Raw genomic sequence first — 23,461 nt, forward strand, 5'->3', positions numbered from 1 at the left:
CGCTTAAGCCGGTTGACGCTGACGGCAGGCTTCATACAGCGCCATGCCGGTGGCCACACTAACATTCAGACTTTGCAGATTGCCCATCATCGGGATATACACGGTTTGATCACACTGCGACTGGGTGATTGGGCGCAAACCGGTATCTTCGGCTCCCATCACCACACACACCGCCGTACCGGTGAAGTCAAACTTCTGGATCGGCAAGGCTTTTTCATCCAGCATGGTGCCGACCACGCGCACATTAAACTGCTCTTTGATTTGCCCCAAAGTACGGGCCAGATTGGTAACCTGAATAAATTTAACTTTCTCGGCGCCACCAGCAGCCACTTTACGCGCCGTTGGGGTCAGGCTGGCTGAACGGTCACGCGGTACAATCACCGCTTCTACACCCATGGCTGCTGCCGTACGGATACAGGCACCCAGATTATGCGGATCGGTGACCTGATCCAGAGCCAGTAACAGTGGCTGATTGGACTGCTGCAACAGCTGTTCCAAATCTTTTTCATTTAAGGTTGGATGCGGACGCACCGCAGCCACCACGCCCTGATGAAATGGCAAACCGGCCAGTTTTTCCAGGCTGTCACGACTGGCTTTTTGTACGCTAATACCAAACGGCTCTGCCAGTTCCAGAATACGCTGTAAACGCTGGTCATCACGACCTTTGAGGGTAAACAGGGTTAATACACGCTCCGGTTCAAGTTCTAACAATGACTCTACCGAATGAACGCCATAATAATATTCTGGTTTTGCCATGAATGACCTCAACGCTGTGCTGTAAATCCAAAAGAAAAATCCTGCAAAGGAAACTTTACAGGATTTCTGTGTCGGCCTAGTTTAACCGATTTGGGCTAAAAATGCTTAGCCTTCTAAATGACAAACGTAGTCCAGTACATCATCAGTTTCAATCTTAAAACGGCTGTTGCCCGGTACATAGAAGGACTGACCGGCGCGGAAAAGCTCACTTTCTTCGCTATCAGCGATTTGTACACGACATTCACCTGAAATAATTTCCATCCGTTCAGGAACATGCGTTTCGAAAGTTAAGGCTTGTTCAGTCGGTAAAATCACACCCAGCGTCTTTTTGGTGCCATCTTCAAATTGCACCGTATGACTAATGCAGAGCCCGCCAAAATAAACATTGGATTTTTTTACCACTGATACATGATCAAACTGAGCTGACATGCGTATTCTCCAGCTAACGCGTTTTTATATTTTATGATTGAGGTAGTGTAATGCTGCCTACTGAACTAATCAATCAATCTTCATCTAAGGTAAATCACTCTATTTCCTGTCGTTTCAGGCAAGTCATTTTGCCCGGCACGCGAATAAATTCACCTCATTTTTGCGAGAGTCTAAATCAACTTTCAGGCAAGTACAAATACCTTTTAATCGCAGATGAACTAAAGTTCAACGCCCCCATTGCACTCTCCGACCATCTGTATTTTCAGCCTGACAAATCCTGCGCCGAACTGGTTTAATTCGGGGTATGCATCTGACTGATTTTCATCTGAATCTCTAAATATAGTGAGCGCTTTTCTGCTCGTTTTCAGCTTATCTGATAATCACAAAAAATTTTGATGATTGGCAGATAAAGTTATGCAACATTCTGCCGGCGCTGTATTGCAAGCACATGAAACTGGACACAGTTTTCTGTTTCAGATGAAGATAACAGCTGATCTTTCGATTGCAACAGTAGCGACTTGATCTACATGGTGGATGTAGAACCTCTGCTCACAGCATGCCGCTGAATATTCTGTACCGAGAAGTTTTATTTTTCTGCAAAAATTAAGCTAGAATGATTGTGTTTTTTCAGTTGCTTAAAATAAAGGGCAATGCTTTGCACTGCCCAACCTGACATTCTTCAACTCAAACTTTTCGCAGCCTGGATGCGTTTATGCTGACACATTTAACCCTGATCAATTTTGCCTTAGCCGACCGTTTAGCCATTGATATTGAATCTGGTTTTAACGTCCTGACCGGGGAAACAGGTGCCGGAAAATCATTATTACTGGATGCGCTTTCGGCCTGTCTAGGCGAACGCACCGACACCAATTATGTTCGTTATGGCGCAGACAAGGCCGATGTCACTGCCACCTTCAGCTATCATGACGGTAGTCCAGAAGCCGAGTGGCTAAAACAGCAGGAACTGGATGATGAATCGGGCGAAATTCATTTACGCCGGGTAATTTTCGCCACCGGACGCAGCAAGGCCTGGATTAACGGCCGTCCGAGCAGTCTGTCTGAGCTCAAAGAAATTGGCCGTTTGCTGGTGCAGCTGTATAGCCAGCACAGCCAGCAGCAGCTGTTAGAACCGCCTTATCCAAAACACTGGCTGGATCGTTATAGCAATTTTTATGCGCCAGCCCAGGCCGTACGCGATGCCTATAGCCAGTGGCAAAAAGATATTCGCCAGCATCAGGCGGCTTTGGATGCCCAGGCGACGCGTAAACAGCGCATCGACACACTGGAATTGCAGCTGGAAGAATTAGAAGAAGTGGTCCAGGTCGATTATGCCGATATTGAACAGGAATTTGATCGCTTAAGCCATCATGAAGCGATTATGCAGGACTGTGCCTATAGCCTGAACGGGCTGGATGAAGCAGAGCCAAACCTGAGCCAGGAACTGTCCTCGATTTTACGCCGTCTGGAAAGCCATGCCGGCCGTAGTGAACAGCTGTCAGAAATTTATACTTCCCTGCTGAATGCGCAAAGTGAAATTGAAGATGCCACCGCCAGTTTGCGTCATTTTATTGACCGGCAGAGTTTCGATCCGGAGCGGATGGAAGAACTGAATTCCAAACTGGAAATTTTCCATCGTCTGGCCCGTAAATATCGTACCCAGCCAGAATCCCTAAAAGCTGAATATGACAGCTGGCAGGCCGAGCTGGAACAGCTGCATCAGCTGGAAGATCCGGAAACCTTGGCCGAACAGGTCGAAGTGTCCTATCAGGACTTTTTGGCCAAGGCCGAACATTTAGACCAGATTCGACGTGAAGCGGCCGGACCGCTGGCCAAACAGCTGACCGAACAGGTGAAACAACTGGCCTTACCGGAAGCACATTTTGAATTTAAATTTGAGCCTTTAGAGCAGCCATCGAGTGAAGGCTTAAGCTTTATCCAGCTGCTGTTTACAGCCAATAAAGGCATTCCAGCACAACCACTGGCGCGTGTCGCTTCGGGCGGTGAACTGTCGCGTATTGCGCTGGTGATGCAGGTCATGAATGCTGAAAAAACCGAAGCAGAAGTGCTGGTGTTTGACGAAATTGATGTCGGGATTAGTGGTGGTACTGCAGAAATTGTGGGGCGTTTACTGGCCGGTCTGGGGCAGCACGTACAAATTCTGTGTATTACCCATCAGGCGCAGGTTGCGGCTCAGTCTGACCAGCACCTGCTGGTGAAGAAACAGCAGACTGATCCGGCCAGTAGTACTATTTTAATGCTGCAAGAAGAAGAGCGGATTCTGGAACTGGCACGGATGACTGGTGGCGTCGAAATTAACGAAACCACCTTGCAGCATGCCAAGCAGTTACGTCAGCTCAAGTTTCAATCTGGCGCATAAAATCACTGAAAAACCACAAAAAATGTTTGGTGAAATAGCAATCCTCTTGTAACGTGATGATTAAGACCTATATCTATATCAGAACATACATTTTAGGAGAAAGGCTTAGGTGACCAAACAATATCTGACACATCGCTGTCTTATTGCGCCACCCGAGATAAATGATGACTTTTTTGCGAATACTGTCATTTATTTGGCGCGTCATGATGAAGACGGGGCGCAAGGCATTATTCTCAATCGTCCGGCAGGGATTCAAATTAAAGAATTACTGAATGATCTGGATATTGAAGCCGATCATGTCCATCCACATGAAGTGCTGCAAGGCGGGCCGCTGCGTCCGGAAGCTGGATTTGTGCTGCATACTGGCCAGCCAACCTGGCATTCATCCATTGCGGTTGGTGAAAATGTCTGTATTACCACCTCCAAAGATATTCTGGATGCCATTGCCCATAACGAAGGCGTAGGCCGTTACCAGATTGCCCTCGGCTATGCCAGCTGGAGCAAAAACCAGCTGGAAGAAGAAATTTCACGTGGTGACTGGCTGATCTGTGATTCAGATATGGACCTGATTTTTAATCTACCCTATAGCGACCGTTGGGATGCTGCCTACCGGAAAATTGGAATTGACCGCACCTGGCTTGCATCAGAGATTGGCCATGCCTGAGTCTACTGCACACCTGATTATGGCCTTCGATTTTGGCACCCAGAAAATGGGCATGGCGGTGGGTCAATCCCTGATAGAAAGCGCCACGCCGCTGGCCCTGTTTCCCATGAAAGATGGTATTCCAAACTGGGATGAACTGCTGAAACTGGTGAAACAGTATCAGCCAAATTTATTTCTGGTTGGCTTGCCACTGAACATGGATGATAGCGAGTCAGAGCTGTCGACCCGGGCGCGCAAGTTTGCCCGACGTTTACGTCATCAGACCAATATTGAAACCCTGATGGTAGATGAACGTTTGACCACGCGTGAAGCCCGTGATGAACTGGATCATTATCAGGCCCAGGGACGTGGTAAAAAAATTGCCGCCGACAGTATTGCGGCCGCCCTGTTCATTGAAAGCTGGTATCGTTATCCGCAAGGCGTCCAGCCTTAAAATCTCGCTGTTGACGTCCAAATCCCCTTTCTCTTGGTTTTCAGCTCAATCCGGTCTGTTATGATAGTCAGTACCGGATTTTTTCATTGATCTTTTTTCACGTTGTAGAGTAATCACTGATGGCAATATCGAGTTTTGGCAAAATTTTGATGGTTCTGAATTTATTTTCAGTGTCACGTCCGGTGATTAATGTCGATATGATCAGTGAAGAACTGGGCCTGTCCAAACCGACCAGCTACCGCTATTTAAAAGAACTGGTTTCGGCCGAATTATTGCAGCGTTTAAGTGGGACTTCGGGCGATTACACCCTCGGCTCGAAAATTGCAGTGCTGGATTATATTTCCCGCACCACCGATCCACTGGTGCAAATCAGCATTCCGTTTATGCAGGATATTGTGCAGCGTACCGAATTTTGCTGCGTACTGACCTATCTGAATCAGGATGCCTGTATCGACCTGCATGATGAAGTATTCCAGCATATGAATCTGCTGTCCTATGGCCGCGGCTGCCCACGTCCGGTGTATATGGGTTCGTCACCGAAAATCATGCTGGCGCATTTACCAAAACAGAAAATGCTGAATTATTATCAGCGTTTTGCCGTGCAGTTCCGTCAGTCCGGTTTTGCCCAGGATGAAGCCGAGTTCATCAGCAAAATGAAAAAGATCAAAAAACAGGGCTATTACTATTCTAGTGGTGAACTGGAACCGCAACTGGCCGGCTTGTCGGTGCCGATCAGACTCTCCAATAAAACAGCACCATTCACCCTGACCTTACTGGCCTCCAAAAACCGCTTTGAATTTGTCAATGTCGAAAAGCTGATTGCCATTTTGCAGGAAAATGCCGCGCTGATTGAACAGAAAGTTGAAAGTCTGAATCCACATACCTAGATTGATCTTTATCAAAATACAGCTGTTAAGATCAGCGTGGTGAGATAAATCTCTGCCCTGCCCGGCCTTTGGATCACAACCACCATTAGAGTGGATAAAAATAGCGAAAGGTTAAATTGATTCGCGGCGTCACCACACGGCTGGATTTGGGCAGGCTGTGCTTCCAGTAGCGCTGGGTCTGCCCACGCATCACAATTAATTGACCACTCTGTAGCAGCAGCTCGACTTTTGCTGCGCTGTGTTTGTGCTTAAAGCTAAATTTACGGGTTGCACCCAGACTTAAAGAAGCAATCACCGTTTCTGCACCCGGAGATGCGACCAGACTCGGTTCATCATCACTGTGCCAGCCCAGTCCCTGACTGCCATCTGCATATAAATTGGCTAAACAGGAATTAAATGGATGTCCCACGATCTGTTCAATCTGCTGTTTTAACTGCCACAAAGCCGGATGCCAACGCTGCGCCTGCTTCAAACTGCCCGAATAACGATACTGATAATACTCATCACCATACCAGGCAATTTTCCGCGCGGTGACATAATGTTTGCCAAATAAGGTGACTTCATCGGCTTGCCAGGCCAGCTGCTGTAAACATTGCTGCAAGTAAGCGTGACTGTCCTCAGCGGACAGAATCAGCCCATAATCCTGCACGATCCCCTCATAGGGCAACAGATTCTGCCGCGGCTCGGGCGGAAACAGTTCCAGATTCATTGTGGCGTTTTCCTGCGAAGCGGAACTTCAGTTTAAACCCAAAACGGCTTCACAAATCAAAACATTCTCTGTGCTTGTGAGCCACGCCAAATCGACATAGACTGAAAAACAGGTTTTAGAATAAAAAATAATTGCTTATGAACTTATGGCAGCTCTTTCAGAAGCTCAAGCCCTTTGTGCGGCCGTATCGGCTGCTGGTGATTGCCACGCTGATTCTGACTTTAATTGGTTCTCTGACCGCACAGGTCAATGCCCTGACCCTGCAATATGCCGTCGATAGCATTAACCGGCTGGTAGAAGCCGGTCAGGGGCTGGCTGAAGGCTGGCAGATTCTGATAACCATTAGCGCCATTTTACTGGGCAAGGAAATCATTAATGCCTTTGTCCAATTCGGGCAGAAATTTTATGGTGAAAAACTGCGGATTTTTGTGTCGCAGGATTTGGCTCAAGGCATTATTGAGAAGTTCCTGACTTACCGGCTGGCGTTTTTTAATCAGGATAACAATCAGGCCGGCAAGCTGCAAACCCGGATTGACCGCGGCATTGGCTCCCTCACCCGGCTGGTACAAATCTTTTTTATTGATATTTTACCGTTATTTACCAGCGCGATTATTGCCTTAGGGCTGATGTACTGGGCCAATTTCTATGTCGGACTGGTGGCCTCGGCCATTGTGCCCATTTACTTCTGGCTGACCTATAAACAGGCCCAGAAACTTGGCAGCTGGCGCCGCAATTTACGTGATGGCCGCGAACGGAAAAGCCAGGGTATTCTGAGTATTATCAACTCGATTACCGTGATCAAATCCTTTAACCGGGAAAATATCGAATCGGACAAACAGCTAAAACTGCAAAAGGAACTGACCGATAACCAGATGCATACCCGGCAGACCAGCTTCCTGTTTGACGGCCTGAAAACCTTTATTGAACAAATCGGAATTGTGCTGATTATTATCCTGACTGCCTATTTTGTGCTGGATGGCCAGATGAGTATCGGCATGATCATGTATCACGTGTTGCTGTTTAATAACGTGTCGGCACCAATCCGTTCACTGCACCGGATTTATGATGAAGTGAATGATGCCATGATCTACTCGGAAAGCTTTTTCCAGATTCTGGAAGCCGATGATGAAATTGAAGCCAGTGGTGCACAAAAACCGGCTATTCGCGGGCAATTTAATTTAAGCGGAGTCGAGTTTTATTATCCGAACGGGCATCATGCCTTAAAAAATATTGAGATGTGCATTCAGCCCAACAAGATTACCGCGCTGGTCGGCCTGTCCGGTGCCGGGAAATCGACCCTGATCAGCCTGCTGGATAAATTCTATGAACCGCAGCAGGGCAGCATTCAGTTAGATGGAGTGGATTTAAAAGACATCGACACCCAATACCTGCGTGATCATATCGGGCTGGTGCTGCAAAAAAACCATATTTTTCAGGGCAGTATTTTTGACAATATCCGCTATGGCAAAACCGATGCCACGCAGGAAGAAGTGATACAGGCGGCCCAGAAAGCCTCGATTCATGAGCAGATTTTGCAGCTCCCGCAAGGCTATGACAGTGATGCCCTGATGCTCTCGGGCGGTCAGCAGCAGCGGATTGCACTGGCGCGGATGTTCCTGAAAAATCCACCGATTATTTTTCTGGATGAACCAACCGCCAGTCTGGATGCCATTGCCACCGAGCAGATCAAGCAGAGTCTGGATGAAATTAAACAGGGCCGTACCGTGGTGATTATCTCACACAGTCTGTCGCAGATTATTGATGCCGATTACACCTATGTCATGAAAGAAGGTGCGATTGCCGAACACGGCGAACATGACACGCTCTACCATCAGGATGGTGTCTATAAAGAAATTTTTGATGCGATGGCCAAAAGCCTGAATATTGAAAAGATTGCCAGAACCTTTGAAGATGACGCAGAAGAAGAAACCCATAGTTAAACCGCAATCCGGTTAAAGATGAAGGAATGATTCTGTATTTTTTAATCCATAAAAAAAGCTCCTGTACAGGAGCTTTTTTGCCTTAAGGCTGTTTTAAATACGGCCAGGCGGCTTTTAAATAAATAAACATCGACCACAAGGTCAGCACCACCGCAGTATAGAGCAAGGCATAACCAAGCAATTCCAGTGGCTCCCAGTTCAGCAAGAATACGGAAATCGCAATCATCTGAAACGCAGTTTTATATTTCCCGACGGTAGAGACCGCCACGCTGGTACGCGCGCCGAGTTCTGCCATCCATTCACGCAAGGCCGATACGGTAATTTCACGTGAAATAATCACAATTGCAGCAAAGGCCATGGAAATGGTCGGCTGCCATTGCACCAAGACAATCAGGGCGGCTGCCACCATCAGTTTATCCGCCACCGGATCCAGGAAACGGCCAAAGGCTGAGGTCTGGTTTAAGGTTCGTGCCAGATAGCCATCAAACCAGTCAGTGACGGCAGCAATCACAAAAATAGCGGTCAGAATCAGATGCCGGGTCATCCCTGCATCATGATCATGGATTCCCATGGCAGGCGGCCAGTAGGCCACCAATAAAAATACGGGAATTAAGGCTATACGCGCTAAAGTTAAAATATTTGGAATGTTCAGGATTCGACCTGTTGTCATAGACACCGCCAATGCTTCCCCGTTATGCACGAGCTAAATGCACATATTTTTTGAGGGTTTATCCATCGTTAATAGGCTTCACTTTATACGAAATGGCAGAAAGTGTCACTAGGCAAAGACCGTTACGGTTTGCCGCGAAATGGCAATCAGCCGGTTTTCAGCATCCCAAAGATGCGCCGTTTCAGTAGAATAGCCATCTGCCGCATGCTCAGTAATCACTTTATATTTAAACCAATCATGCACTTGGTGGCGGATCGGATGCACATAAGTAATATGCCAGGTCAGCGAACTGGCCGGTGACAAGGTTTTAAATAAAGGCAGTACACCCGGTGGCCAAATGTCCATCAGTGTGACCAGATCGGCCACAGTAAAGTCGCGGTTGGCATGTTTTTCTGGCGTATAGCGGCACCAGCCACCAAAATCGGACTGCTGGCTGCCGGTACACGGATAATCGCCTTCGGCCCAGCACACCTCAAACTGCTGATAACATTCCGGCATCAGCTGATGCACCGGTAAATAGTTAAGCTGCGCTGGTGCAGGATAATCCGGCGCCACCGGTTCCTGCTGTACCTGAATAGTGGACTCACGCGCCGCGCCAAAGCTGGCCAGCAAGATGCTTTGTACCGCATCATCCTGCCATAAGCGCACTTCCAGCGTGGTCACCGACTTGCCCTGTCGCAAAATTTCTGCACTGATTCTGGCCCGGTCTTCCCGCACCGGCCCGACAAAGGTCACCGATGCACTGAGCAGACGTTTATCCGGGTCGGCAATCACCGAAAGGGCTTTCTGCATCATCAGTCCGGCCACCAGTCCGCCATAGATGGTTCGGCCCTGTAACCAGCCTGTTGGAATCTGAATCCATTCACCCTGCTCGATTGCGGCAAATACAGAACGCAGCGACATATATTTTCCTTTTTATTGAGTGCGCTTCATCTTGCAGCTTTTCAGTGTGGATGTGAATGGTCAATCGTATACTGGCCAGTGACTATTTTTGCCAATAGGTCAAATATGCCGGACTTATTCGTGCAGAATTTTATAGATGGTCCGCGCCATGACCTGCCCCAGTCCCGGTACCAGCATCAGGTCTTTTTCCGAGGCTTTTAGCACGCCCTGAATCCCGCCAAAATGGGTCAGCAAATCACGGCGGCGTTTTGGTCCCAGGCCGGGAATCACTTCCAGCACCGAACTGCCACGTTTTTTATCACGTTTGGCCCGATGCCGGGTAATGGCAAAACGGTGCGCTTCATCCCGTACCTGCTGAATCAGATGCAGAGCTTTATGGTCTTCCGGCAGCTGGATTTTGCTGCCATCGGTAAAATGCAAGGTTTCCAGTCCAGGTTTACGCCCCTCGCCTTTGGACACGCCGACCATAAAGGCTTCCAGTCCCAGTTCCTGCATCACTTCCATCGCCATATGCAGCTGGCCTTTACCGCCATCAATCAGCAGCAAATCCGGCAGCATGGCTTTTTTATAGCGTCGGGTCAGGGCCTGACGCATTGCGGCATAGTCATCGCCTTCGGTAATGTCATTGATGGAAAACTGGCGATAATCGCGTTTGCGCGCACCGCCCGAATCAAACACCACACAAGACGCTACGGTCGCTTCGCCCATGGTGTGGGAAATATCAAAACATTCAATCCGGTCAATAGGACGCCCCACCACCTGCTCCAGCTGATGAAAACGCTCATTCAGCTCGAAGTGATTGGCCAGCTTGCCTTTAATCGCGTGTTGCACGTTCATTTGTGCCAGTTCTTGCCATTCGGCCCGGGTTTCGCGGACTTTGTGCTTGATCTGGACTTTCTGCTGAAACTGCTGCTGTAGCGCCTGCTCCAGCTCTTTGGCATCTGGCAGTTCTACATTGACAATCAGCTCGGCCGGTACTTCATCGGCGACCTGAAAATAGAAGTTGGCGATAAAATCGGACAGCATCTGGCCCTGATCATCTCCGAGCATATCCGGAAAATAGCTTTTCCCGCCCAGCATCTTGCCATTGCGCACATGCATAATCTGCACACAGGTCACCCCGGCCTGATAGGCAATTGCCAGAATATCGGCTTCGCCTTTGACCTTATAAATTGCCTGCTGTGCCTGTACATCGCGCAGCAAGGCCATTCGGTCCCGATAAAACACCGCTTTTTCAAATTCCAGTGCTTCAGCCGCGGCTTCCATTTTGGCAATCAGTTCCTGATTCAGTTCACGGGTATCGCCCTGTAAAAAACGGATCGAGTTCTGCACATCTTCCTGGTAGGCTTCCGGTGAAATCAGCCCGACACAAGGCGCCGAACAGCGTTTGATCTGATATTGCAGGCAGGGACGTTTGCGCTGGGAAAAATAGCTGTTTTCGCACTGGCGCACATTAAATAGCTTTTGCAGCACAATTAAGGTATCACGGGCGTTGTAGGCACTTGGATAAGGCCCGAAAAATTTACCCACCTGATGCTTGCCTTTGCCACGGCCACTGGCAATCCGCGGATAAGGCTTGTCACTGGAGACAAAAATATAGACATAAGATTTGTCATCGCGCAGCATGATGTTATACGGCGGCCGATGCAGCTTGATCAGGTTCTGTTCCAGCAGCAAGGCTTCGGTTTCAGAGCGTACCACCAGCGTTTCAATATCATAAATCCGCGCCACCAGCGCCTGGGTTTTCGGATGTTCGATGGTTTTTACGAAATAGCTGGACACGCGATTTTTAAGATTCTTGGCCTTGCCCACATATAACAGTTCCCCATCTTTACCCAGCATGCGGTAAATACCGGGCAAGGTGGTCATATTGGCCAGAATTTTGACAATATGTTCGCGTGCGTTTTCGTTCACATTCAGCCTATTTATCGATCTCGTCTGCTCTAGCATGATGTGATGGTGATTCTGCTATTTTCAAGCATTGCCGCGCAAGCATGCCGGCAGAAATGACATGATTGCTACAAAGTCTTAGTGCCACAGACAAATTTTGCTATGCTGAACAGCTTGTCCCGCTCAGGATTCAGTTTATGCACACCGTCCACTCTGCCATGCATATTATTCAGCCGACCACCTCAACACATGCGACATCGGAAAAAGACCGCCTGATTGGCAAACCGCGCTTTCATTTTGAACCGCGTGAAGTGATGCAGCTGCTCAGAACCCGGATTATTGGACAGGACACAGCCTTAACTGAAATTGAAAAAATGCTGCATGTGGTCAAGGCAGATTTTTCCAGCCCGGAACGTCCGCTGTCGGTGACGCTAATGCTGGGGCCAACTGGCGTCGGTAAAACTGAAACTGTCCGGCTGATCAGTGAAGCGATTTATGGCCGCCCGGATGCTTTTTGCCGGATTGATATGAACACGCTGGCACAGGAACATTATGCAGCAGCACTCACTGGTGCACCGCCGGGCTATGTTGGCTCCAAAGAAGGCCATAGCCTGTTTGATGAAACCGCGATTGCAGGCAGTCACACCCGCCCCGGCATTGTGCTGTTTGATGAACTGGAAAAGGCCTCGACTGAAGTACTGCGCGGGCTAATGAATGTGCTGGACACCGGCAAACTGACCCTGACTTCTGGCACCAAAACCATCGACTTTCGCAATTGCATGATTTTCATGACCAGTAATGTCGGCGCTCAGGCCGCACAGCAATATCTGGACAAACTGAATCTGCTCCCGAAAAAAATGCAGGACCTCTGTCTAAAACGTCTGGCGGCCAGACAAATTATTGAAAAGGTGATGCAGCGCCGTTTTGATCCGGAATTTCTCAACCGGATTGACCGGACCCTGCATTATGCGCCGGTCCAGGAAAATGCCCTGCCGCAACTGGTCGAGATTGAACTGGAAAAACTGAACAAACGCCTGCAGCATCAGAAGCGTCAGGTACAGCTGACCGGTGCCGCCAAAGCCTACTTTTATCAGGGACATGATATTCGCTATGGCGCCCGGCATTTGGGCCGCCGCATGCGCACCGAACTGGAACCGATTCTGGCGCTGTATTTCCTCAGTCATCCAGAGCAGCTTAGTCTGTGTCTGGACTGTCAGGATCAGCAGCTGCTGATTCAGCCGGACCCAGCGACCAGCACTGAATCAGGACGATAAAGGCTGTTTAATCGCGGCGCAGAATTGCTCCGGATGCCGCGGCGACACCAGCACAAACTTGTTCACGCCATCTTGCTGATAGTCAATCTTTAAGCGTTTTAAGGACATGGCCGGAGATGCCACCGAGTTATTGGTCGGTGATACTTTTTGAATCTGCGCCAATGGGATGCGCCAGCTTAAAAACAGGCAGCGGATGGTCAGGCAGTCTTCGCTCACACGATAGCGGGTATTCCACACCGGCCACCAGATCACCACAATCGTCAGCAGATACACCGCGGTATGCACCGGATACGCTTGCATGGTGCCTTTGGCCTGCATGGTCAGTAACAATTGCACCAGCAGCCCGGTCATACAGATCAGAAAGGCCAGCACCCACCAGTCAATTTTGGAACGAAATTTCTGCATTATTTTCCCCTTTACTGTCTGTATCTTACACAAAATTTATGGGGGCTGCTGTATTGGGCCGTGCAGAAAAAAAACGCCCATGTGGGCGTTTTGGTTGGAGTGCAAAAGATCAGAATGTCATCTTAAAACAGATAAGGTCGGATAAAAATCAGGAAGAATAGCCCCAGCATCAGCACCCATTTTAAAATGTAATACAGGGTCCGGTTTCTGGCTTTCAGGGCCTTGGCCTGAATCCGGATCTGATAAACATAGGCAAAGACTTTATTCAGGCCGCCGGTACGATCGCCAACTTCATTGGGCGAGCTGGCTGCCGTCATCACCTTTTTACCAAACCAGTGATTAAACTTTTGCATCCAACGGGTAGTTAACGGCCGCTCGACATCGGCAAAGAAAATAATCCGGTTTTGCGTAGTACCATTTTCAGCATAGTGAATATAGGTTTCATCAAATACCACACTTTCACCATCACGCCATGAATAGCGCTGGCCATCGACATCAATAAAACAGCGCTCATCATTCGGGGTCATTAAGCCCAAATGATAACGCAGCGAACCGGCATAAGGATCGCGATGCCGGACCAGGCGGCTGTCCGGTGCCAGTTCGGTAAACATTGCCGCTTTGATACTTGGCAAGGTTTTTAATAAAGCCGTGGTTTTCGGGCACAGCTCGGCCGCAGAAGGATGCGCGGTGTCATACCATTTCAGGTAAAAGCGTTTCCAGCCAGTTTTAAAGAAAGAATTAAACCCCAGATCATCATATTTGCTGGAGGCCTTGATGCCGCCTTGTTCATACAGCGCTTTGGCCTCATCGCGAATGATCTCCCAATGTTCATCTAGCACTTTTAAATCCTGAAAATGCTGGGTGTCGATATAGGGCTGATTCGGTACGCGCGAAAAACGGTACATCAGAAAATTAATCGGGGCGAACAGGGTCGAATGGTCAAAGAACTGACGATAAAACGAATGCCGAACTTTGCCGCGTTGCTGGATATAAAACGCTGAAATGACAAAGATGGCCAGAATAATCCACTTAAGCATAGCAACATCCGGGAAATTGCCGCCCTGTACAGGGACAACAGACAAGCCAAAATATCTGCGAGTATAACAAATTTAGCCAGGCCAATCAGCCAGGCGTTTAAGACACAGCGTTGCAAAACTGGCGCTGTTCAGGTGCTTGCAATGCCCTGTCCATTCACACAAATTGACTTTTTTGACCAAAACACCACAACTCCGGCATGGGCAGTAGCAGCTTTTTCCGTTATAAACAGAAGGCAACCGCGCCAAAAAAGTAAAACTGAAACAAGTACTTCATCTGCTTTTAAGCGAAATAAGCAGGAGAAGAAAGGGAACAAGACCTTGATTGGGCATAGAAAAATTGATGACCCTTGCGTCACGGCTTGATACAACTTGTTATGTTCTTTTTCGATATAGTTATCGTAAGATTAGCGAGGCATAGAAGTGTGCGGGAAATGCACACTCGCTTCACAACATCAACTTAGAAATCCTCCAAAATAAAGGAGATCAGGCATGATCCACGCTGGCAATGCCATTACCGTCCAAATGCTTTCGGACGGAATTGCAGAATTCCGCTTTGACTTACAAGGTGAGTCGGTCAACAAATTTAACCGTGCAACGATTGAAGATTTTAAAGCTGCAATTGACGCTGTCAAAGCCAATAGTGAAATTAAAGGCTTGGTGGTCACTTCAGGCAAATCGACCTTCATCGTGGGTGCAGATATCACTGAGTTTGGTGAAAACTTCGCACAAGGTGAACAAGCAATTGTGGAATGGGCGTTGCCTGTTCACGACATCTTCAATGCTTTTGAAGATCTAGATATTCCTAAAGTCGCTGCCATTAATGGTATGGCGCTGGGTGGCGGTTTTGAAATGTGTCTGGTCTGTGACTACCGTGTCATGTCCGAACAGGCGCAAGTCGGCCTGCCAGAAATCAAGCTGGGAATCTTCCCAGGCTTTGGTGGTACAGTACGTTTAAGTCGTTTAATCGGGATCGACAATGCGGTGGAATGGATGGCAATGGCCAATCCGAAAAAACCAGCCGCAGCATTAAAAGATGGTGCAGTAGATGCCGTTGTTGCCGCGGACAAACTGACTGAAGCAGCGGTTGATCTAGCTAAACAGGCAGCAGCTGGCCGTCTGGACTGGAAAGCCAAGCGTCAGGAAAAACTCGATCCGGTGAAATTGAACCCGCTGGAACAGATGATGGCGTTCAACACGGCCAAAGGTGCGGTATTAGCCAAAGCGAATCCTGCACAATACCCAGCACCAAAACTCATGCTGGATTCTTTACAAGCAGGTGCAAGCTTGCCACGTAATGACGCGCTCAAAGCTGAAGCTGAAGGCTTTGCTAAAGCTGCTGTAACGCCTCAAGCAGGTGCGTTGATTGGTTTGTTTATCAACGACCAAGTGGTGAAAAAGACCTCGAAAAAATATGAAAAAGGTGCACATCCTGTGAACCAAGCGGCTGTACTCGGCGCGGGTATCATGGGCGGTGGTATTGCTTACCAAGCGGCAAGCAAAGGCACACCAATTATCATGAAAGACATCGGCAACCCACAATTAGCATTGGGGATGTCTGAAGCAAACAAATTGCTGACCAAGCAAGTTGAACGTAAAAAAATGACACCTGCCAAAATGGGTGAAACTTTGGCACGTATCCGCCCAACTTTAAGCTATGACGAGTTTAAAGAAGTGGATATCGTGATTGAAGCCGTGACTGAAAATCCAAAAGTCAAAGGCATTGTGTTGGCTGAAACTGAGAAAAATGTTCGTGACAACACGATCATTGCTTCAAATACTTCAACCATTTCAATCACACGTTTGGCTGAAAACCTACAACGTCCAGAAAACTTTGTCGGCATGCACTTCTTTAACCCAGTGCACATGATGCCATTGGTAGAAGTGATTCGTGGTGAAAAAACCTCACCTGAAGCGATTGCGACCACTGTCGTTCTTGCTCAGAAAATGGGTAAAACACCAATCGTAGTGAATGACTGCCCAGGCTTCTTGGTGAACCGCGTATTGTTCCCTTACTTTGGTGCATTCGACTTGTTACTGAAAGATGGTGCAGACTTCCAGCAAGTCGACAAAGTCATGGAAAAATTCGGCTGGCCAATGGGTCCTGCATACTTAATTGACGTTGTTGGTATCGACACGGGCGTTCACGGTGCAGAAGTTATGGCAGAAGGTTTCCCTGACCGCATGAAGCCTGACTATAAAGGCTCAATCCAAGTCATGTACGAAAACAAACGTCTTGGTCAAAAAAATGACGTTGGTTTCTACAAATATGAATTGGATCGCAAAGGCAAAAAAGCCAAAGTGGTTGATCCAACTGCATACGAGCTTGTAGCATCTGTGGCAACTACTGAAAAACGTGAATTTGATGCACAAGAAATCATTGACCGTATGATGCTGGCGTTCTGTAACGAAACTGTTCGTTGCTTAGAAGACAACATTGTGGCAACACCATCTGAAGCAGATATGGCGATGATTATGGGTGTAGGTTTCCCTCCATTCCGCGGTGGTCCATGCCGTTACATCGACCAAACAGGTGTTGCTGAATACGTTGCGCTTTGCGACAAATATGCACACTTAGGAAAAGCTTATGAAGCGCCACAAATGTTGCGTGACATGGCTGCTAACAACAAAAAATTCTACGGTTAAGGAGCAACGTGAATGGCTACTTTAAATCCACGTGACGTTGTCATCGTTGATGGCGTACGTTCTGCAATGGGTAAAACCAAAAACGGTATGTTCCGCAATGTACGTGCTGACAGTCTATCGGCTGAATTGGTTCGTGCTTTAGTTGCTCGTAACCAGTTTGATGTCAACGAAGTTGAAGATGTAATCTGGGGCTGTGTGAACCAAACCCTAGAACAAGGCATGAACATTGGTCGTAATATTGCATTACTGGCTGATCTTCCAAAAACAGTAGCGGGTCAAACCGTAAACCGTCTGTGTGGTTCTTCAATGCAAGCCATCCACACGGCTGCAGCACAAATTGCAACCAATCAGGGTGATATTTTCATCATTGGTGGTGTAGAGCACATGGGCCATGTGGGCATGATGCACGGTATCGACATCAACCCTGCTGCATCGAAGCACTATGCCAAAGCATCAAACATGATGGGCTTAACTGCTGAAATGTTGGGTCGCATGAACGGTATTTCGCGTGAAGAGCAAGATGCCTTTGGTGTGGAATCACATCGTCGTGCATGGGCTGCAACACAAGAAGGTCGTTTTAAAAACGAAATCATTGGCATTGAAGGTCATGACGCAAATGGCTTTAAACAGCTATGCGACATCGACGAAGTGATCCGTCCAGATGCCAACCTTGAGGCGTTCCAAGCTTTACGTCCTGTATTTGACCCGAAAGGCGGTACGGTCACTGCGGCAACATCTTCAGCATTGTCTGATGGTGCATCTGCGATGCTGCTTATGTCTGCTGAACGTGCACAAGCTTTAGGTTTAAAACCACGTGCGGTGATTCGCTCTATGGCAGTTGCAGGCTGCGATGCAGCAATCATGGGTTATGGCCCTGTACCTGCAACACAAAAAGCGCTTAAACGTGCTGGCTTGTCAATTGCAGACATTCAAACCTTTGAATTAAACGAAGCGTTTGCTGCACAAGGTTTGTCTGTTCTTAAAGGCTTAGGCATTTATGATCAGCAAGATCGTGTGAACTTGAACGGTGGTGCAATTGCACTAGGTCACCCATTGGGTTGTTCAGGTGCGCGTATCACAACCACATTATTGAACGTCATGGAACAACAAGATACCCAAATTGGTCTTGCGACCATGTGTATCGGTCTTGGTCAAGGTATCGCGACAATTATCGAACGCGTTTAATCTTTAAATACTTAGATAAAAAAATCCCCGTTTGATACGGGGATTTTTTATATTCGCGAAAATTATTCAAAACAAAACGCCCCATGTGCTACATCGGGCATTTTTAAATTGCATCTCAATCACGACTGAAGCAAGCTTCAGCTCATCGCCTTAATGTTCGGGCTTGGCCACTGTGGTTAACACTGGCTCAACCGTTGTCCTTTTACCAAAATGAAGATGGTTAAACAGGATATTCAGGAAAATCGCCATCACACAGGTCGAGCTAATGCCCGAATGGAACAGGGTTTTAAACCAGGTTGGAAACTGGGCATAGAAGGAATGATCAATAATTGGAATCATCCCGGCAGCCAGAGACGTCGCGACAATAATCAGGTTTTTCTGATCGGTATAGTCCAGTTTAGATAAAGTACGAATTCCGCTGGCCGCCACTGTACCAAATAGGACCAGACCAGCGCCGCCTAATACCGGCGTAGGAATGGAAGCAATAATACGGCCCATAATCGGTAGCAGGCCCAAGATCACCAGAATCAGGCCACCGGCAGCTACCACAAAGCGGCTTTTCACACCGGTAATCGCCACCAGTCCCACGTTCTGGGCAAAGGCACTTTGCATAAAGGTGCCAAAGAAGGGCGCTACTGCTGAGGAAATCATATCGGCGCGCAGGCCATTGGCAATACGCTTGTCATCTACTTTGGCACCGACTATATCTCCCACCGCAATAATATCAGCTGTGGTTTCAGTTAAAACCACCACCATCACAATGGTCATGGCCAGAATTGCGGACAGATGAAAAGTTGGTGCGCCAAAGGCTAAAAAGTCAGGAAAGGCAAACCAGGCGCCCTCACCCACTTTGGAAAAATCGCCAAAACCCAAAGCATAAGCCAGAATCGAACCGATCAGAATTGCCAGTAAAATTCCGGTACGGCGAATGGTTTCAGAACCAAAACGGCTTAGAAGCAGCAAAATCCCCAGGGTCATGGCGGCCAGACCAATATTTTGCATAGAACCCCAGTCGGGTGCATTGCTATTGCCGCCCATAATCCAGCGCACAGCCACCGGCAATAAAGACAGGCCGATGATGGTAATCACACAGCCGGTCACCACCGGTGGAAAGAAACGGATAATCTTGGCAAAAAACGGCGCCAGCAATAACCCGATTAAGGAGGAGGCAATCACCGCGCCCAGAATGGCATTAAAACCGCCACCCGTGGTGGCAATACCCACCATGGTGGCTACGCCGGCAAAGGACACGCCTTGTACCAGTGGCAAGCGTGCCCCGAAATATTTCACCCCCAAGGTTTGTAACAGGGTCGCCAGTCCGCCCATAAATAATGAAGCAGTAATCAAAATCCCGATTTGCGCAGCAGTTAAACCGGCCGCTGTGCCGACAATTAATGGCGGTGCCACAATACCGCCATACATGGTTAATACATGCTGTAAGCCATAAGTCAGGCTTTTTCCTGTCCCTAAAAATTCATCTTCGGGCGAAATATTCTGTTTGCTCGTTGTCATATGTAGCCCCACGCCGCAGCTTAGTGATGCTTTTCTCTGAAGCCATCCTTAAAAATATACTGGCCCTTGCCTGCATGTTGCAGACAAGCGCGATTCCTGCGGGATTGGAGCAATTACTATGCCATTTTAAAAAATCTGGCGGATTTTGCTGGTAAATCGGCACTAACATGAGGATGAGATGAACTAGTTAAAGACAGGAAAAAATAGAGAGATGCTTTCTAAAATTTTAGAATTTTATCAATTACTTAGACTAATTTTTTTCATTCATAATTTTATTTTTCTACTCTGTTTAAGTAGATCACGCACGATGCTGTCCATGTATATAACTTGTAGCCATCCACACCCTGAAAAAGCGCTAGAGACTGTACAGTCACAGTGCATTTTCATAGCCATCTCGGCCAGCAGCAGCACTAAAATATATCCTGAGCCCGTGACTCTATGATCGTTAAGGATACACCTTACATCTACCGATACTGCCTCATCACGGTATTGGGGCAGTATTAAGCTTTGGCTTAAAACAGGTGCAAGAAGTTGAGCTGTTGCTTATAGCTTTTCAGCCAATGCCTGCTGATGCGCCTGGGTAATGTCCTGCATTTGCTGATTCAGCTTGAGCATGTCCTGATAGGCCTGATTAAACTGTTTCAGGCCTGCATCTTCATAGAACATAAACAGGTTGTTTTTCATTTCCCAGCGATTATTTTTTAGAATCCCAAGCAGCACATAGGCCTGACTCAGGCTTTGTTTTTCCAGCTCAAACAGCACCGTGCCTTCATCATTCTGGCGGCTTTCCAGCAGAGATTCACTTAACTGACGGCGCAGGTGCGATTTAATCGGTAATTCTTCAATTTGGACCAGCGCCTGTGCTTCATGTTCAGTCAGATGCTCCTGATATAGCTCCATCATAGCCTTGACCTGTGACAGCATGGCTTCAGTTTCGGCATAGTCCTGTTTTTTATCTTCATTCAGGCGTTTAATATCCAGAAACTGATCCCATTGCAACGCTTTCAGTTCGCGTAAATAGCTATTACGCGCTTCGGCACTTTGCACCAGATGGCTAATCACAAATTCAGCCATCAGGGCATAATCACCGCTTAAACGCGGATCGGACGGATCAACCTGAATCGGGGTCGACCAATCCTGCGCCTGTACATAAATCTGCTCGGCCTTTTCATACAGTACGTTCTGATATTCGTGTAATTGGGTCAGTTCTTTTTGTTGTGCCTGATATTGATAAAACATCAATCCAAACACGGCACAGGTCACGAGGACGATGATCCACACTATACGTCGCATATCCTGTCCTCTTGTTGTAGTTCTCGTTATCATAACGCTTTGTTGTTGTATCGCCCGTTTTTTAGACAAAATTATTCAACAAAGCACACAAAAGATCAAACAATAAAAATGACTTAAGTGATTTATTTTATTAAGCTAATTTTTTATTGTTTAGCTCATTTTGGAAAAATATAAAGTGATGAGGATGAAAAATACGGTTTGCTGGCGGCAAAGTACCCATCTCGGCTTTAATTCAGGCAAATCATCCCCATCAATAGTTGAAAACAAGGCAAAGAGAATATTCATGCGTGTAGATATCTGGTCCGATGTGGTCTGCCCTTTCTGTTATATCGGCAAAAAACGTCTTGAAGCCGCGGCAGCACAGGTCGGCGTAGAACTTGAGGTGCACTGGCACAGTTTCCAGCTTGACCCCGACGCACCGGAACGTCAAGAAATTTCCAACTCTGAACGTCTGGCGCAAAAATATGGCCGTACCTTGGCAGAAGTAGAAGACATGCAGCGCAATATTGCCAGCATGGCTGCTGAAGAAGGTATCCAATTTAACTGGGAACAGGCCAATTCCGGCAATACCTTAAATGCCCACCGCCTGATTCATCTGGCGCAAAGCAAAGGCTTGGGCAATGAAGCCAAGGAAGCCTTTTTCTACAGCTATATGACCCAAGGTCTAGCCATTGGCGAACGCGAAACGCTGGAAGATGTCGCTGCGCGTATCGGTTTAAACCCGGTGGAAGTCGATGATGTGCTCGATTCTGATGCCTATGCCGATTTTGTGAAATTTGATCAGGATGTAGCGCGTGATCAGCTTAAAGTGACGGGCGTACCCTTTTTTGTATTTGACCAGCGCGTTGCTTTAGCCGGTGCCCAGCCACGGGAAGTGTTTGAACAGGTGCTGAAAAAAGCTTTGGAAACACCTACAGACAACGGCGCGCAATGTCAGGATGACCAGTGCGATGTACCGGAACAATAAGTAGTTACATCCTTAAGCATCGCTGCCATAAAAAATCCCCTTACTGATCTGCACCCCGAAAGTTGGACACTCTTAGTCCAATTTGAAGGGTGCTTTTCTATGGCTAAATATTCTCAACAGTTTAAACTTGAAGTTGTTCAAAATTATTTATCAAATAAAAATGATGATGGGTTTAGAAAAACAGCTAATAAATATAAATTAGACAGAGCTACTATTCGACAATGGGTTGCTATATACCAGACTCTTGGCGAAGACGGCTTGAAACCTCAATCTCATCGCATAACCTACTCTACAGAGTTCAAACTTAAAGTTGTTCTTAAAATATTGAATGATGGCTTGTCACTTATCGATGCTTTAAGATTTTTTAAATTAAAAGAAGTTGGAACTCTTTCTACATGGTTGCGCAAATATCAGGCACACGGTATAGATGGCTTAAAATCTAAGCCCAAAGGACGCCCCAAACAGATGCCAAAGCCACAGCGACCTAGAATTAAAACCTCACAAGAAGATCGAAATAAAACTCAAGAACAGCTACTTGAGGAATTGGCGTATCTACGGGCAGAGGTCGCTTATCTAAAAAAGCGGAGAGCCTTGATTCAGAAGCGCAAAGAACAGGAAAAAGCCGAACAGCAACGGCTGCAAGATTCATATCTGAATTAAGGCAAAGCTATCAATTAAGGCACTTGTTACGTACATCAGAAATGGCTCGAAGCACTTACTTTTATCATGAGCAGCAATCAAAGCGTGAAGATAAATATAGTGACCTTAAACAGCAAATTAAGGCGATATATCATAAACATAAGGGACGATACGGGTATCGCAGGATTACACTTGCCTTGAAGAATTTGGGGTTTACCATTAACCATAAGTGTGTTCAACGCTTGATGCAGTCCATGCAGCTCAGATCATGTATTAGAGCTGTAAAGTATCGCTCTTATAAGGGGCAAATTGGTAAAATTGCCAAGAATGTGTTGCAGCGTCAATTCAAGGCAGACAAGCCCAATCAGAAGTGGGTAACAGATGTAACTGAATTTAATGTACGCGGTGAAAAACTTTATCTGTCACCCATCATGGATTTGTTTAATGGTGAAATCATTGCGTTTCAGCTCCAACGTAGACCACTGTTTGGTTTAGTTAAAGATATGTTGAAAGATGCTATCGCCAAGCTCAGCTCGAATGATAAGCCAATTATTCATTCAGATCAGGGCTGGCAATATCAAATGAGATTTTATCAGCAACAGCTTCAACAGCACGGGCTTATTCAAAGTATGTCGCGTAAAGGTAACTGTCTGGACAACGCTTCAATGGAAAGCTTCTTTGGAATACTTAAATCAGAATGTTTCTATGGTGAGGAATTTAATTCAGTTGAAGAGTTGGAACAGACCGTGAAAGAATATATTCATTATTACAACCATGAACGAATCAAGGTTAAATTAAAAGGACTGAGTCCTGTAGAATACAGAACTCAGTCCTTAAAAGCTGCTTAA

General features: G+C 47.2%; 21 protein-coding genes. 11 read left to right on the forward strand and 10 right to left on the reverse strand.

The genetic code is table 11. From position 1 onward, the window contains the following. Nucleotides 1-3: 3 nt before the first annotated feature. Nucleotides 4-756 (reverse strand): 23S rRNA (guanosine(2251)-2'-O)-methyltransferase RlmB, encoded by a 753-nt coding sequence (rlmB, locus tag P253_RS12175; RefSeq protein WP_005181769.1) that lies wholly within the window; start codon nt 754-756, stop codon nt 4-6. Nucleotides 757-861: 105 nt separating this feature from the next. After that, nucleotides 862-1,185: a pyrimidine/purine nucleoside phosphorylase gene (gene ppnP, locus P253_RS12180; protein WP_005181767.1), complete on the reverse strand. Its 324-nt coding sequence runs from the start codon at nt 1,183-1,185 to the stop codon at nt 862-864. A 712-nt stretch (nt 1,186-1,897) separates the two neighbouring features. On the opposite strand from ppnP, the gene recN reads away from it, so the two are divergent. From recN to P253_RS12200, 4 genes are all read left to right on the forward strand, one after another. Beyond that, nucleotides 1,898-3,562, forward strand: coding sequence for a DNA repair protein RecN (gene recN / locus P253_RS12185; RefSeq protein WP_016659658.1), 1,665 nt, complete (start codon nt 1,898-1,900; stop codon nt 3,560-3,562). Between the two features lie 109 nt (nt 3,563-3,671). Continuing rightward, nucleotides 3,672-4,226 (forward strand): YqgE/AlgH family protein, encoded by a 555-nt coding sequence (locus tag P253_RS12190; protein WP_005181761.1) that lies wholly within the window; start codon nt 3,672-3,674, stop codon nt 4,224-4,226. Further along, entirely contained in the window at nt 4,219-4,659 is a 441-nt protein-coding gene (gene ruvX / locus P253_RS12195; RefSeq protein ID WP_016659659.1) for a Holliday junction resolvase RuvX, read from the forward strand. Before P253_RS12190 ends, ruvX begins: the two co-directional genes overlap by 8 nt. 119 nt (nt 4,660-4,778) lie before the next feature. Then, nucleotides 4,779-5,546, forward strand: a complete 768-nt coding sequence (locus P253_RS12200; protein WP_016659660.1) for an IclR family transcriptional regulator — start codon at nt 4,779-4,781, stop codon at nt 5,544-5,546. An 85-nt stretch (nt 5,547-5,631) separates the two neighbouring features. On the opposite strand, the gene P253_RS12205 is transcribed toward P253_RS12200, so the two are convergent. Then, a complete protein-coding gene (locus tag P253_RS12205; protein WP_016659661.1) occupies nt 5,632-6,255 on the reverse strand; it encodes an alpha-ketoglutarate-dependent dioxygenase AlkB family protein in 624 nt (207 codons plus the stop codon). 137 nt (nt 6,256-6,392) lie between these two features. Here P253_RS12205 and P253_RS12210 point away from each other — a divergent pair, with 137 nt between their 5' ends. After that, the gene (locus P253_RS12210) at nt 6,393-8,195 is read left to right on the forward strand and encodes an ABC transporter ATP-binding protein (protein WP_016659662.1); all 1,803 of its coding nucleotides are present in this window, start codon (nt 6,393-6,395) and stop codon (nt 8,193-8,195) included. A gap of 82 nt (nt 8,196-8,277) precedes the next feature. Here P253_RS12210 and pgsA read toward each other — a convergent pair whose 3' ends face one another. From pgsA to uvrC, 3 genes are all read right to left on the reverse strand, one after another. After that, nucleotides 8,278-8,865: a CDP-diacylglycerol--glycerol-3-phosphate 3-phosphatidyltransferase gene (pgsA, locus tag P253_RS12215; RefSeq protein ID WP_034598126.1), complete on the reverse strand. Its 588-nt coding sequence runs from the start codon at nt 8,863-8,865 to the stop codon at nt 8,278-8,280. 108 nt (nt 8,866-8,973) lie between these two features. Beyond that, nucleotides 8,974-9,768 (reverse strand): thioesterase family protein, encoded by a 795-nt coding sequence (locus P253_RS12220; RefSeq protein WP_016659663.1) that lies wholly within the window; start codon nt 9,766-9,768, stop codon nt 8,974-8,976. A gap of 114 nt (nt 9,769-9,882) precedes the next feature. Continuing rightward, a complete protein-coding gene (gene uvrC, locus P253_RS12225; RefSeq protein ID WP_005181732.1) occupies nt 9,883-11,682 on the reverse strand; it encodes an excinuclease ABC subunit UvrC in 1,800 nt (599 codons plus the stop codon). Between the two features lie 173 nt (nt 11,683-11,855). Here uvrC and P253_RS12230 point away from each other — a divergent pair, with 173 nt between their 5' ends. Beyond that, entirely contained in the window at nt 11,856-12,932 is a 1,077-nt protein-coding gene (locus tag P253_RS12230; protein ID WP_016659664.1) for an AAA family ATPase, read from the forward strand. On the opposite strand, the gene P253_RS12235 is transcribed toward P253_RS12230, so the two are convergent. Continuing rightward, nucleotides 12,921-13,337 (reverse strand): PH domain-containing protein, encoded by a 417-nt coding sequence (locus tag P253_RS12235; RefSeq protein ID WP_005181729.1) that lies wholly within the window; start codon nt 13,335-13,337, stop codon nt 12,921-12,923. The genes P253_RS12230 and P253_RS12235 overlap by 12 nt on opposite strands. A gap of 122 nt (nt 13,338-13,459) precedes the next feature. Then, nucleotides 13,460-14,374: a lipid A hydroxylase LpxO gene (lpxO, locus tag P253_RS12240; protein WP_016659665.1), complete on the reverse strand. Its 915-nt coding sequence runs from the start codon at nt 14,372-14,374 to the stop codon at nt 13,460-13,462. Nucleotides 14,375-14,515: 141 nt separating this feature from the next. Here lpxO and P253_RS15800 point away from each other — a divergent pair, with 141 nt between their 5' ends. The 3 genes from P253_RS15800 (at nt 14,516) to fadA (ending at nt 18,202) form a co-directional block, all read left to right on the forward strand. Next, the gene (locus tag P253_RS15800) at nt 14,516-14,737 is read left to right on the forward strand and encodes a hypothetical protein (protein WP_034598125.1); all 222 of its coding nucleotides are present in this window, start codon (nt 14,516-14,518) and stop codon (nt 14,735-14,737) included. Between the two features lie 126 nt (nt 14,738-14,863). Further along, complete coding sequence (gene fadB / locus P253_RS12250) at nt 14,864-17,017, forward strand: fatty acid oxidation complex subunit alpha FadB (RefSeq protein ID WP_016659666.1); 2,154 nt, start codon at nt 14,864-14,866, stop codon at nt 17,015-17,017. Between the two features lie 12 nt (nt 17,018-17,029). After that, entirely contained in the window at nt 17,030-18,202 is a 1,173-nt protein-coding gene (gene fadA, locus P253_RS12255; protein WP_004975824.1) for an acetyl-CoA C-acyltransferase FadA, read from the forward strand. Nucleotides 18,203-18,352: 150 nt separating this feature from the next. Here the strand turns inward: fadA and P253_RS12260 are convergent, their stop codons facing one another. Beyond that, complete coding sequence (locus P253_RS12260; RefSeq protein WP_016659667.1) at nt 18,353-19,714, reverse strand: nucleobase:cation symporter-2 family protein; 1,362 nt, start codon at nt 19,712-19,714, stop codon at nt 18,353-18,355. A 543-nt stretch (nt 19,715-20,257) separates the two neighbouring features. Further along, the gene (locus P253_RS12265) at nt 20,258-21,007 is read right to left on the reverse strand and encodes a hypothetical protein (RefSeq protein WP_016659668.1); all 750 of its coding nucleotides are present in this window, start codon (nt 21,005-21,007) and stop codon (nt 20,258-20,260) included. Nucleotides 21,008-21,290: 283 nt separating this feature from the next. On the opposite strand from P253_RS12265, the gene P253_RS12270 reads away from it, so the two are divergent. Next, the gene (locus P253_RS12270) at nt 21,291-21,974 is read left to right on the forward strand and encodes a DsbA family oxidoreductase (protein ID WP_005181718.1); all 684 of its coding nucleotides are present in this window, start codon (nt 21,291-21,293) and stop codon (nt 21,972-21,974) included. Nucleotides 21,975-22,073: 99 nt separating this feature from the next. Continuing rightward, nucleotides 22,074-23,461 (forward strand): IS3 family transposase gene (locus P253_RS15560; RefSeq protein ID WP_394804336.1). Its coding sequence is split into 2 segments (ribosomal slippage): nt 22,074-22,568 and nt 22,571-23,461, totalling 1,386 coding nucleotides; the frame shifts between segments, so codons are not numbered across the junction.

The sequence above is a fragment of the Acinetobacter indicus CIP 110367 genome, assembly GCF_000488255.1.
GTDB lineage: Bacteria > Pseudomonadota > Gammaproteobacteria > Pseudomonadales > Moraxellaceae > Acinetobacter > Acinetobacter indicus.